Genomic DNA, 13,079 nt, shown 5'->3' with positions numbered 1-13,079 from the left:
CACCCCCACCCCGTGTCGATAGCCAGTCTTGGCGCCGACGCGGCGGGACGTGGTACGGCGAACTCGGCGCCCAGTACAGCGGCCGACCGGCCACCGTCCGCTGAAACCTTTTGAGCCGTTGAGGGCATGTCCCCGGGAAGAAAAGGGGTGGGGAAAAACTCTCGGCTCAATTGGCCCACCCGGCAAGCAGTGTCGTGGGAACCGAGTCCTGCCCACCCAACACTCGCCACCCAACACCCCAATCACGAGCGGGACCGACCCTCTCAGGACTGGTGACCGAACCCCTCAGGACCCAACGCGCCTGCTGCGCAGCGCCTTCCATGTCTACATCACCCTGGAGGCAACGGCGGACCACCCCCGGTAAGGAGACGGCCACTGGCCGCCACCTCCCCGCATCCGTCCCCAGCTCACCCCACCCCCGCCTTGGTGACCAGTGTCGGCGCCGATGCGGTGGGACGTGGTACGGCGAACTCGGCGCCCAATACGGCGGCTGACCGGTCACCGTCCGCTGAGAACTCTTGGAACCCTGAGGACGTGTCCTCTGGGGGAGGGGTGAAGAAAGACGCTGGCTTCAATTGGCCCACCCGGCAAGCAATGTCGTGGGAACCGAGTCCTGCCCACCCAACACTCGCAATCCAACAACCACCGGCGTGAATCGACCCCTCAGGACCAACCGGGCCTCTCAGGACTGGAGGGCCGACAGGACCGAATACCACCGGAAGGCGGCCACCGGCCGCCACCTCCCCTTCCCATGGACCAACATCCCCCAACCCACGCAATAGGTGCCGACAAGCCCGACCCCTCTTGCTCACCCGGCTTCCGGTTCACCTACCGGCCCCCAGGGTTCGACAAGTGGGCGCCGATACGGCGAGATGAAGTACGGCGAAGCCGACGCCGTATGCGGCGGTCCACCGGCGAACACACGCTCAAGGCCAAGGCACGCCGCCAGGCCCAAGAAAAACGCCCGAGCCGAAGGCGAGGACCATCGGCGGGGCGGCGGCGCTGTGCAGTGTGTGGTCGGGCGGTCAGCGGGTGGTGGGGCGGTCCTGGGTGGGGGAGGGGGTGAGGAGCTGGGCGATCAGGGCTTCGGTCTGGGGGACGAGGCGGCCCCAGTGCTGGGAGGCGGCGGCGCGCTGGCGCAAGGTCCCGACCCAGAGGTGGAGTGTCCCCCGGTCCCCCGTGGCGCGGGCGGCGCGCAGCAGGTCGCGCCAGAGGACCTCGTCGCCCTCAGAGACGCGCAGTCCGGTGAGCGCCGCCCCGATGGCGCCGTCGGCGTCCCCCTCCTCCATGCGCAGTACGCACAACTGGTGCGCGGCGTCGGACACCCGGGCGACGACCTCGGCGCCCACCGGGTCCACTTTGAGCCACAGGTACCGCCCGGCCGGATGCCCGGCCACCAGCGGCCCCCGTACCAGCGCCAGTGCGTCGGCCAGGGCGGCGGCCCCGCTGAGGGGATCGTGCCGTGCCATCCGCAGCAGTTCGCGGAACACCAGCCAGTCCACGCGCACCTCGGGCCCGAGTCGCAGCAGCCCCTGGACGTCGACGTACAGGTTGTACCGGCCGTTGCCGTCCTTGCCCAGCCATTCCTGCGCGCCCGCGATCGTGAGGTCCCGGATGACGGGATTCACGCCGCGCGGCCACAGCACCCCGCCGAGTACTTCCGGCCGGACCCCCTCTGGGTGCGTCGCCAGGTAGACGACCAGCTCGGAACAGATCGACACCCGTTCCTCGTCCAGCGGTCTGGGGGTGAGCACCTGCACCGTCCCCAGCAGCAGCACCTCGGCGGACGGGCGGAAGACCGGCCGCTCGCCGGCGGTCCTCGACGGCGGAAAACCCGCCCGCTCGGCGCCGGTTCCCGTCAGCGGAAAGCCCTGCCACTCGGTTCCCGGCAGCGAAATGCCCGGCCGATCGGCGGCGGTTCCCGACGGCGAAAAGCCCGGCCGGTCGGCGCCGGTCACCGAGGGCGGAGTCGGTCGTTCGGCGGCGGGTCTCGACGGCTGAGGGGGCGGGAAGGCGTCGATGCGAGAGGGCAGCGGGGACGGCGGGGACGGCGGGCGTCCCGTGGAGTCTCTGGGTGGGTCGGGGAACGGCGGGGGGCGGTCGGCGGGGGTGGCAGGTGGCTGGATCTGGGCGGCGACCGTGTCGTTCGTCCTGATCGGCGGCAATGGGGGCATCCTCCCGCGTACCGCCGTGCGGAAGAGTTCGGCGACCTGGGCGTACTGCCAGCCGGGCAGGAGGTGTCCCGCCACGTCGAACCCGAGGGCCGCGATGCCGGCGCGACCCTGCTCGGTGAGCTCCCAGGTCCACGCAGAGCCCTCGACACCGTCCCCCGCGACGAGATACCCCGACGCGGGCCACGTCGCGGTACGGGCGATCTCGGCCAGCCCCGCGGCCTCCTCAGGGGTGGGCGGCACGGCGGAGATCAGGTAGATGGGGGTCGGCTCCTCGGCCCACCCGCCGTCTGGCGGCTCGTGCCCTCCCCGATGGCGCCCCGCACGCGCGGTCCCCGAAACACCCGGCCCCTCCGAGGCCGCACCCTGAGATGGACGCCCGCCCCCGGCCACCCCTTGAAATACCCCTCCGCCCCCGGCCGTCTCCTGGGATGCTCCCCCGGCCGTCCCCTGGGGCACATGTCCGGCCCCGGCCACCCCGTGAGACACCCCTCCGACCCCGGCCGTCCCCTGGAGTGCTTCCCCGGCCGCCTGCCCGGCCCCGGCCGTCCCTTGAAACACCCCTCCGACTCCGGCCGCCCCTTGGGATGCTTCCCCGGCCGCCTGTCCCGCCCCGGCCGCCCCTTGAGACAACCCTCCGGCCCCGGCCGTCTCCTGGGACGCTCCTCCGGCCGTACCTTGGGGCGCCCGTCCGGCCCCGGCCGCCCCTTGAGACGCCTCTCCGACCCTTGCCGTCCCCTGGGGCGCGCCCCCGCCTTGAGATGCCCGCCCGGCCCCTGCCGTCCCTTGGGACGCTCGTCCGGCCCCGGCCGCCCCTTGGGAGGCGGAGATCTCGGGCAGGACCTCGGCGAGGGTCTCGGCGACGATGACGCGGTCGGGGGCCATCATCGCCATCTCCGGGCCGAACCCCACCAGCACCAGCCTCGTACGGTCGGACCACGGGCTCGTCGCCAGCTCCACAGCGGTCGCCGCGATGGCCGCCGCGACGACCGGCCGCGGACCCCGGAGGTTGATCAGCCCTCGGGCGGTCTCCAGGTCGACCAGCACCCGCCCGTTCCCGTTGGTGCCGATGGACACGAGCCCCGGGTACGGGGCGACCGTCCCGGCCACGGCCTGCTCGGTGAGCGACGACCCTTCGCGGGCGTCCAGCCGCCAGACCCGGCCGCCGTCGACGGCCGTCCACGGCGCGGGGACGTCCTCGTCGGCGGGGTGGATCCACAGGTCGACGCGCGCCGGGGCGAGGAACGCGCCGTAGACGGTGGGCGGCGTGCGTCCCTTGGCGGCCAGCTCCTTGCCGAGGTGGCGGAGCCCGAGGTCCAGCAGCCTGCTGCCCGCCTGGTCCGCGCCGATCATCAGGGCCATCTCCGCGAGCGCCGCCTCTCCGGTGGGCACGGGAGGCATGCGGCCGTACGTCCGGGTCCACAGGCGTTCACGGCGCCGTTGCCCGAGCGCGGCGAGGATCCCCGCGGCGGCGAGCGATCCGGGCGCGTAGAAACCGGCGGCCCGCTCTCCCACGAGGGCCGTGAGGGCCATGACGTCCGCCGGGGTCAGGGCGGCCGGGGCGGGCGAGTCGTCCCGGTGACCGGAGGTCCCCGGTGCCTCCTCGGCCGGGATGTCCCTGGTGTCGGGCGGTGGATCGGTGGACGGCGTGTTCGGCATGGCCCAGGAGCTCGGAACGGCCGGAAACCCCGGCGCCCCCGCACCCCATGCCGCCCCCGACCCATGAACCCCCGCCCCACCCGGCGTCCCGGGCACTCCCCCAAGACCAGACCCCCCGGGCGCTCCGACGACACCCCCTGCGGGCGCTCCCGCGAAACCGGGCACCCCGGGGGCGCCTCCCGAACCGGGCATTCCCACGACACCAGGCGATCCGGGGGCACCGGCTGAACTGGACGCTCCGCCGAAACCAAGCGATCCGGGTGCTCCCCCGAAGCCAGGCGATCCCGGCGATCCCCCCAAGCCAGGCGATCCTGGCGCTCCCGCGACACCCCCCGTATCAGGCGATCCCACGAAACCAGGCGACCCGGGCGATCCCATGACGCCCCCCGGCCCAGGCGCTCCAGCGAAGCCGGGCGATCCGGGGGAACCGATGGATCCGGGGACATGCACGGACGGGGTGCCGGGCGGCGCCGATCCCGCGCCCGCCGGGGTCGCGACGCCGTGCCCATCCCCGGCTCCGGCCGGGCCAACCGAGGACGAACTGGTGGAGGACGGGCCAGCCGAGGACGAGCCCGTGGAGGACGAGCCGGTGAAGGATGGGCCAGTCGAGGACAAACCGGTGGAGGACGGGCCAGCGGAGGTGGAGGGGGAGAACAGGGTCAGTGCGGTGGTGGTGAGGTGGTGGGCGAGGGGTTGGGTGAGGCGGGCGAGGGGGAGCCTGGGCGGCTCCCCCGACCGCCGGATCCCCGACCGCAGTTCGACCACCACGCAGACCACGAACTGGAGCCACAGCAGCCAGGCCGGCACCGACAGCAGGGCGACGACGTCGCGCGGGCCGATGCGGCGGGCCAGCATGTCCAGTGAGAGCCCGCCCTCGGGAAGCGGGGAGCCGACGAAGAACACCAGCGCGCCCGGTACGCCGCCTACTAGCACGAGCAGTGCGACGACGGCGAGGAGGCCGAGCAGGGCGCCGGACGCCGTCCTGCGTGCACGCGCTGGTGGTGTGGCCATTTCCTCAATCCCTGAACAGTCCGCGGACCGGCGGGGCCGCGATCTTCTTACCGCCCCCGCCGAACCCGTTGATGGTCAGGAAGTATGCCTTCCCCGCGACCGCCCTGAAGACGCCGACATCCCGTTCAGCGCCCCCGACCGCGCCGCCCCGAACGCCGCCCAGGTCACCGGCCGCACCGCCTTGCGCGACTCCCAGATCACCGGCCGCGCCGCCTTACGCCCCGCCAGGTCACCGGCCGCGCCCGCCTTGCGCGCCGCCCAGGTCACTCGCACCCCTCGCTGCCGTCGTCCGGCCGGAAGCACTCGATGGGACCGCCGAAGGTTGAGGTGATCTTGAAGGACATGCCGGGTAGCAGCGGGACCACGGCGACGGCGTCCCCCTCGACGGTGACCCCTCGCTGGTCGCCCTTCTCCCAGGCGCGTACGGCGACCCTCTGGAGCATCTTGGGGCCGATCGTCTTCACGATGCCGCGCGCGCGGGCCTCGGCGGAGCCCTGCCAGCCGCTCGAACCGGTGCCGGCGCCTCGGGCGATCCTGGCGCCCTCGCGCGCCGCGGCGTCCGCCACCTGCCTGCCGTGGAAGACCAGCGCGAACTGGACGATCAGCAGGATGACCACCAGCACGACCGGCATGATCAGCGCCAGCTCGATGACCGTGGCCCCCCGCTCCCCCCGCCCGGCCCCCGGCCGTCCCGCCCTCTGCCCGCCCGCGAACCGCCCCCGGAGACCCCGGACCCGGACCCGGCCTCGACGCGCGACCAGCCCTCGACACGCGATGCGCCCGCCGTCCACACCGCTCACGTCGTGCCCGCCGCCCGCGACACTCACGGCCCCCGTACCGCCACCGCCCACACCGCCCACACCGCGCCCGCCGCCCGCACTAAGGGGGAGCGTCGCGGAAGGTGGACGGATCTCGGTGGTGGGAGGTCGGTCGGTGACCCTCATCGGCGGGACTCCAGTTTTCGGGGGGCACTGGCGGCGGACCCATCGTGGCCGACGGGACGCCCAAGAAAAGACCGGCCCCAAAGGCGCCCGAGGAGACCGGCGCTGGACCGCAGGCACGTCCGAGAGGACCGGCGCTGGCCGCAGGCACGTCCGAGAGGACCGGCTCTGGACCGGCGGGACGCCCCGAGGAGATCACCCCCGAGCCGACAGGACGCCAGAGGAGACCCCGGGCACACGAAAGCCCGGCGTGGAAAGACCACCCCACCGGGCCTCGGTGTTCAAGCGGTTCGGACGCCACGCGAGGCGCCGGCCTCGCGACACCCCATCTCCCCGGCGGCCGACCCTGAAAAATCGTGCGAAGGAAGAAAGAGGGGCGAACCGGCGGGAAAGTCGTGGTCCCCGCGACTACCGCGTCGCGGACTCAATGTTGCCGCGGTAGGTGGTGATGATGCGAGAGGCCTCGGTGAGCTCCTCGGACATCCGCTGGAACGCCTGCCGGTAGTTCTGCCACGCGCTGCCGAAGCGCACCGCCCCCGGCCCCGTCCAGGCACTGCCGACCTTCGCGGCCTCACGGTCGAGGGCGGCCATCGTCTGGCGCACCTGCTCCGCCTGCTGCGTGAACTGAGCGGCCATGCTCTGCATTTCCGCGGGGTCGCCGCCGAGCAAGCTCTGGCTCATGCCGGTCTCCTTCGGGATCGTCTGCATACAGGGGGTAGCCAAACGCCCCTACCTTAGACGTCAGACCCCTAAGTCGCACTGGTTATACCGAGCGGTTATCGCCCCCGGCCTGCGCAGGCGACCCCCACCCCCCAGAGAAAGCCCGGGGGTAGGGGCTCACGGGAGATCAGAGGCCGCTTACACTCCGTGGGAGGCGCGCAAGGCCTTTGGAGGAAAGGGACAACCTCGGTGCAGAAGGTCCTGATCGCCAATCGTGGCGAAATAGCGGTGCGGATCGCCCGCGCATGCAAGGACGCCGGGCTGGTCGGCGTCGCGGTGTACGCAGACCAAGACCTCGACGCGCTTCATGTGCGGATGACGGACGAGGCGTACGCCCTCGGCGGGCAGTCTCCGGCGGAGACCTACCTCGACATGGGCAAACTGCTGCGGATCGCGGCCGAGTCCGGCGCGGACGCCGTGCATCCCGGCTACGGCTTCCTGGCGGAGAACGCCGAGTTCGCCCAGGCGGTGATCGACGCCGGGCTGGTCTGGATCGGGCCCCCGCCGTCGGCGATCGTCTCGCTCGGCGACAAGGTCGCCGCGCGGCACATCGCCCAGCGGGTCGGCGCGCCTCTGGTCGCCGGCACCCCCGACCCGGTCTCCGGCGTCGAGGAGGTGGTGGCCTTCGCGTCCGAGCACGGCCTGCCAATCGCGATCAAGGCGGCCTTCGGCGGCGGCGGGCGCGGCCTGAAGGTGGCCCGCACGCTGGAGGAGATCCCGGACCTGTACGAGTCGGCGGTCCGCGAGGCCGTGACCGCTTTCGGGCGGGGCGAGTGCTTCGTCGAGCGCTACCTGGACCGGCCGCGCCACGTCGAGACCCAGTGCCTGGCCGACGCACACGGGAACGTCGTGGTGATCTCGACCCGCGACTGCTCGTTGCAGCGGCGCCACCAGAAGCTGGTCGAGGAGGCCCCGGCCCCCTTCCTGTCCGACGAGCAGCGCGACCTGCTCTACAGCTCCTCCAAGGCCATCCTGAAGGAGGCCGGCTACGTCGGCGCCGGCACGTGCGAGTTCCTCGTCGGCCAGGACGGCACGATCTCCTTCCTCGAGGTCAACACCCGCCTGCAGGTCGAGCACCCCGTCAGCGAGGAGGTGACGGGCATCGACCTGGTACGCGAGATGTTCCGCATCGCCGACGGCGAGCCGATCGGGTACGACGACCCCGAGGTGCGCGGGCACTCCATCGAGTTCCGGATCAACGCCGAGGACGCCGGCCGCAACTTCCTGCCCGCCCCCGGCACGCTGACGACCATGCGGGCCCCCGCGGGCCCCGGCGTGCGCTTGGACGCGGGGTACGAGGCCGGGATGACGGTGCCGCAGTCGTTCGACTCCCTGGTGGCGAAGCTGATCGTCACGGGCCGCACCCGGGCCGAGGCGCTCGCGCGGTCACGCCGTGCGCTGGAGGAGTTCGTCGTGGACGGGATGCCGACCGTCCTGCCGTTCCACCGCACGGTCGTGTCGGACCCGGCGTTCACCGGCGAGCCGTTCTCGGTGCACACCCGGTGGATCGAGACCGAGTTCACCGGCGTGATCGAGCCCTACACCGGGGAGATCTCCGCGGACGAGCCGGTCGAGCGGGAGCGCGTGGTCGTCGAGGTCGGCGGCAAGCGCCTTGAGGTCGTCCTGCCCGCCGCGCCCTCCGTGGCCCGGCAGACGGTGCCGAAGAAGCCCGCCAGGCGCGCGGGCGGCGGCAAGGGCTCGTCGGCGGCCATGAGCGGGGACTCGCTGGTCAGCCCGATGCAGGGCACGATCGTCAAGGTGGCCGCGTCCGACGGGGACGTCGTGCAGGCCGGTGACGCCGTCGTGGTGCTGGAGGCCATGAAGATGGAGCAGCCGCTCACCGCGCACAAATCGGGCATCGTGACGGGTCTCGTGGCGACGGTCGGGCAGACGGTCACGGCCGGGGCGGCCATTTGCGAGATCAAGGACGCCTGAACGGCTTCGATCCAACGGGTTCCATCACAGATCGAGATACGGTTGTGTATCGAGGAACCTAGAGGACCCCCCATTCGTCCTGTAGGGCGAAGGAGGCATATAGCCGTGACCACTCAATTGGTGCGCCGTGCCACTGCCACGTTTGTGGCGATGCTGGCCGGGCTGCTCACCTTGCTCGCGCTGTCGCCCGCGGCACAGGCCGCGGCACCACCCGATCCGGCGGCGATCGTGGCCGCGTGGAAGGCCGGCGACCCGGTCTACGCCGCTCCCGGCGCGTCGCTGAGCTCCAGCCAGCTCTCCGACATCCGTGACTCGGTGAAGGGCGCGAGCAGCAAGATCTACGTCGCGGCCCTGGCCGACGGCACGGTGACCGACGGCACGTCGGCCGGTCAGCTGATCAACACCCTCGGACAGAGTCTCGCCAAGGAAGGGCGCCCGCGCGCCACCGTGGCGGTCCTGGACGGCACCACCCTGTTCGCCGGGTCGAGCGCCATCCGCAAGGCCGGCGTGGCCGGGACGCTCGCGAACCTCGCGACCAGTAACAACAAGGACGTCGTCACGGGGATGAACGACTTCGTCCAGCGCGTCGACAAGGCCGTCAAGGGCGACTCCAAGGGTGCCCTGGCGTCCGGCAGCGCCGCGAGCGGCGGTGGCGGCGGCGTCCTGATCGGCATCCTGGTCCTCGCCCTGGCCGGCGGCCTCGGCATCTTCTTCTACTCCCGCAAGAAGCGGCGCGACCGCGAGGCCCGTGAGGCCAAGGAGCTGGCCGCGGTCAAGCAGACCGTCGAGGAGGACGTCACCAAGTTCGGTGAGGAGATCACCGCGCTCGACATCGACGTCAGGGTCTCCGACAACCAGACCCAGACCCAGAGCGACTGGCAGCAGGCCCTCGACTCCTACGAGCGGGCCAAGAACGAGCTGGCGGCGGTCAAGCGCGCCGACGACCTGCGCGGCGTGACGACGGCGCTCGAAGAGGGGCGCTACGCCCTGGCCTGCGTCAAGGCGCGCGTGAACAACGAGGCGGTCCCCGAGCGCCGGGCGCCGTGCTTCTTCAACCCGCAGCACGGCCCGTCGGTCCGCGACGTCCTGTGGGCGCCGCCGAACGGCGCGCCGCGCGACGTGCCCGCCTGCGCGGCCGACGCGCAGCGCGTGGACCAGGGCTTCGACCCGCACATGCGCGAGGTCATGGTCGACGGCCAGCGCCGTCCCTACTGGGACGCCGGCCCGGCCTACGCCCCCTACGCCTCCGGCTACTACGGCGGCTTCGGCGGCGACCTGATGACTGGCATGCTGATCGGCACCATGCTCGGCGGCTCGTTCGGCGGCTGGGGCGGCGGCGGTTACGGCTCCGGGTACGACGCGGGCTTCGCCCAGGGCGCCGAATCCGGTGGCGGCGGCGACTGGGGCGGCGGCGGTGGCGGCGGCGACTGGGGTGGTGGCGGCGGGGACTTCGGCGGCGGCGACTTCGGTGGCGGCGGCGACTGGTAACCCAGGCTCCTTCGGGCCGTGGTGATCGCCACGGCCACCCGTTCCACAGAGCCCCGGCGGGCCACCCGGCCCGCCGGGGCTCTTCACGTCCGCGACGGCCCTCGCTGGGCCGCGAAGGCGACTCAGCGCGGCGAACGGAAGGCGATCAGGCGAGGGCGGTTCGGCGGGTCGTGCGAAAGCGATCTGCAAGGAAGGTGCAACCCCGCGTATATGCTCACCTGCCACACTCGGCACATCGTCGAGGAGGCCGCGTTGCGTCGTTCCATCCCCCTGGCCCTGATCTCGGGGCTGTTCGTCCTGGCCGCGCCGGCCATGCCCGCGTCGGCGGCGGGACCCGCCCTGGCGTCGTCCTCCACGACGGTCACGGCGCCGGCGCGGAGTACGGCGGAGGTGCCGATGCGGAGTACGGCGGCGGTGCCGACGCGGAGTACGGCGGCGGTGCCGTGCAAGCCCGGTTCGGGCCGCAAATTGCGCGGCAGGGACTTCACCGACGGCGCCACGCTCCCCACCGACCTGCGCTGCGCCGACCTGACCAACGCCAAGCTGGACGAGGTCGACTTCACGCAGAAGGACCTGTCGGGGGCGATCCTGCGGAACGCGTCCATGAAGGAGGCGGACTTCACCCAGGCCCACCTGGAGTACGCCGACCTGTCCGGCGCCGACCTGTCGGACGCCGACCTCGGCCAGGTCTTCGCCAAGCACGCCGTCCTGCGCGGAGCGGTACTCACCGACGCCCATGCCGGGCAGGCGGAGTTCCCGCACGCCGACCTCACCGAGGCGGTCATGGCCAGGGCCGAGCTGACCCAGGCCGACCTGACGGACGCGACGCTGGTCGACGCCGACCTCAACGACGCCACCCTCGGCCAGATCCAGGCCAGGAACGCCGACTTCACCCGGGCCAAGCTGCGCGACGTCAAGCTCGGCCAGGCGAAGCTGCAGTTCGCGACGTTCAAGGGCGCCAACCTCACCAAGGCGGAGTTCACCCAGGCCGAGATGCGTGGCACCGACCTCGGCGGGGCGACCGTCGAGGGGGCGTCCTTCACCCAGGCCGACGACGTCAACCTCACCGGCGCGCTCGGCGAGCCCGAGAACGTGCCGGACGACGCGACGGGCCACACGTCCGACCTGCCGGCCGTCAACGACACCGGCGATCGCACCGGCGGCGACTTCGGCGAGTCGCGGCCGAGTACTTCAGGGGGCGGCCTCGGGCTGGTCCTGGTGATCCTCAGCGGGGTGGGGCTGAGCGTCACGCTCATCCTGTGGGGGCTGTCGCACCGGCGCCGGGTCGAGCGGGCCACGCGCTTCACCGCGGCGCGGCGGGCCGCCGAGGAGGACGTGATCCGGCTGGGCGAGGAGATCGACTCGCTGGACTTCGACTACAAGATCAACCACATGACGACCGGCGGCGTGGACCAGGACTGGCGCCGCGCCCTCGACGCCTACGAGGCGGCGAAGCGGTCCCTGAGCGCGGCCCAGGTCGTCCACCAGCTCGCCGGGGTGGCGACGGCCGTCCACCACGGGCGGGACGCGCTGCAGCGGGTCAGATCCCGCCTGAGGTGACCGGCAGCATCAGGCGGCGGGCGGCCTCGGTGATGGAGCCGGCCAGCGAGGGGTAGACCGCGAACGTGTGCGCGATCTGGTCGACCGTGAGCCGGTGCTGCACGGCCAGCGACAGGGCCAGGATCAGCTCCGACGCGCGGGGGGCGACGATCACGCCGCCGAGCACGATGCCGGTGTGCGGGCGGCAGAACAGCTTCACGAAGCCGTCGTTGAAGCCCTGCATCTTGGCCCGCGCGTTGGTGGCCAGCGGCAGCTTGACGACGTTGGCCTCGATCTCCCCCGTCTCGATCTGCCGCTGGGAGATGCCGACGGCGGCGATCTCGGGGTCGGTGAAGATCGTGGAGGCGACGGTGGCGAGGCGCAGGGGCTGGACGGCCTCGCCCAGCGCGTGCCAGATGGCGATGCGGCCCTGCATGGCGGCCACGGAGGCGAGCATCAGCACGCCGGTGCAGTCGCCCGCGGCGTAGACGCCGGGGGCGGAGGTGCGGGAGACCTTGTCGACCTGGACGAAACCGTTGCGGTCGAGCGTGACGCCCGCCTCTTCGAGCCCGATGCCGGAGGTGTTCGGGACCATGCCGACGGTCATCAGGCAGTGGCTGCCCTCGGCCGTGCGGCCGTCCTCAAGGGTGACGACCACCCCGTGCTCGGTGCGCTTGACCGAGGAGGCGCGCGACTTGCCCATGACGTTCATGCCGCGCCTGCGGTAGACGTTCTCCAGGACCTCGGCCGCGTCGGCGTCCTCGTTCGGCATCATGCGGTCGCGGGAGGAGACGAGCGTGACCTCCGAGCCCAGCGAGCGGTACGCGCCGGCGAACTCGGCGCCGGTGACGCCGGAACCGACGACGATGAGGTGCTCGGGCATCTCGTCGAGATCGTAGAGCTGGCGCCAGGTGAGGACGCGCTCCCCGTCGGGCTCGGCGCCGGGCAGGACCCTGGGGGTCGCGCCGGTGGCCACGATGACGATGTCGGCCCTGATCGTCTGGTCGCCCACCCGGACCACCTGGGGGTCGACCAGGCGTCCCGAGCCGAGCACGACCTTGACGCCTTCGGCGGTGAGCCGGGCCGCGATGTCGTTCGACTGGGCCAGCGCCAGTTCCTTCACACGCGTGTTGACCAGCGGCATGTCCACCTGGATGCCGCCCACGTCGCCGTCGAGGCCGCCGGTGAAGTGGACGCCGAGCGACGTCCCGTCCAGGAGGGCCTGCTTGCGGACGGACGTGGCGATCATGGTCTTGGACGGCACGCAGTCCGTCAGCACGCAGGCGCCGCCCGGGCCCTCCTGCTCGACCACGGTGACCTCGGCCCCGAACTGCGCGGCCACTAGTGCGGCCTCGTACCCGCCGGGTCCACCGCCAATGATCACAATCCTCGTCACATACCCTATTGTCCCGCATGACGCGGGGTGCCCGGGGTTCAATACTTGATCAGAAGCCCCGAAGGCCGGTAAAAAGCGCGATTCCCCGACAAAAACCCCTACGAATCCACGACTGCCGACGCCCTTCACCGGAAGAAAGAACGCCTCTCACCACGATCGACACGCGTGTTGGACCCGCCTGGCCGGATCAGCGCACCGATCTTGGATTACTCTTGTGTA

Annotated in this window: 7 protein-coding genes; 3 read left to right on the top strand and 4 right to left on the bottom strand. The window is 72.1% G+C overall.

Annotated features, from left to right (window positions below):
• Window positions 1-1,025: 1,025 nt before the first annotated feature.
• From NYZ98_RS05545 to NYZ98_RS05535, 3 genes are all read right to left on the bottom strand, one after another.
• Complete coding sequence (locus tag NYZ98_RS05545; RefSeq protein WP_262841391.1) at window positions 1,026-3,830, bottom strand: BTAD domain-containing putative transcriptional regulator; 2,805 nt, start codon at window positions 3,828-3,830, stop codon at window positions 1,026-1,028.
• A 1,274-nt stretch (window positions 3,831-5,104) separates the two neighbouring features.
• Window positions 5,105-5,668, bottom strand: a complete 564-nt coding sequence (locus NYZ98_RS05540; RefSeq protein ID WP_262841390.1) for a TadE/TadG family type IV pilus assembly protein — start codon at window positions 5,666-5,668, stop codon at window positions 5,105-5,107.
• Between the two features lie 522 nt (window positions 5,669-6,190).
• Window positions 6,191-6,463 (bottom strand): WXG100 family type VII secretion target, encoded by a 273-nt coding sequence (locus tag NYZ98_RS05535; RefSeq protein WP_262841389.1) that lies wholly within the window; start codon window positions 6,461-6,463, stop codon window positions 6,191-6,193.
• A 228-nt stretch (window positions 6,464-6,691) separates the two neighbouring features.
• Here NYZ98_RS05535 and NYZ98_RS05530 point away from each other — a divergent pair, with 228 nt between their 5' ends.
• From NYZ98_RS05530 to NYZ98_RS05520, 3 genes are all read left to right on the top strand, one after another.
• Window positions 6,692-8,437, top strand: coding sequence for an acetyl/propionyl/methylcrotonyl-CoA carboxylase subunit alpha (locus tag NYZ98_RS05530; RefSeq protein ID WP_262841388.1), 1,746 nt, complete (start codon window positions 6,692-6,694; stop codon window positions 8,435-8,437).
• 105 nt (window positions 8,438-8,542) lie between these two features.
• Complete coding sequence (locus NYZ98_RS05525) at window positions 8,543-9,925, top strand: hypothetical protein (protein WP_262841387.1); 1,383 nt, start codon at window positions 8,543-8,545, stop codon at window positions 9,923-9,925.
• A gap of 252 nt (window positions 9,926-10,177) precedes the next feature.
• Window positions 10,178-11,485 carry a pentapeptide repeat-containing protein gene (locus NYZ98_RS05520; RefSeq protein ID WP_262841385.1) on the top strand — a complete coding sequence of 436 codons (1,308 nt, stop codon included), beginning with the start codon at window positions 10,178-10,180 and terminating at the stop codon, window positions 11,483-11,485.
• On the opposite strand, the gene NYZ98_RS05515 is transcribed toward NYZ98_RS05520, so the two are convergent.
• Complete coding sequence (locus tag NYZ98_RS05515) at window positions 11,466-12,860, bottom strand: NAD(P)H-quinone dehydrogenase (protein WP_262841384.1); 1,395 nt, start codon at window positions 12,858-12,860, stop codon at window positions 11,466-11,468. The two genes, NYZ98_RS05520 and NYZ98_RS05515, sit on opposite strands and share 20 nt — an antisense overlap.
• Between the last annotated feature and the right edge of the window lie 219 nt (window positions 12,861-13,079).

The sequence above is a fragment of the Sphaerisporangium corydalis genome (assembly GCF_025506355.1).
In the GTDB taxonomy this organism is placed as follows: domain Bacteria; phylum Actinomycetota; class Actinomycetes; order Streptosporangiales; family Streptosporangiaceae; genus Sphaerisporangium; species Sphaerisporangium corydalis.
This window is presented reverse-complemented; position numbering and strand designations above follow the sequence as displayed.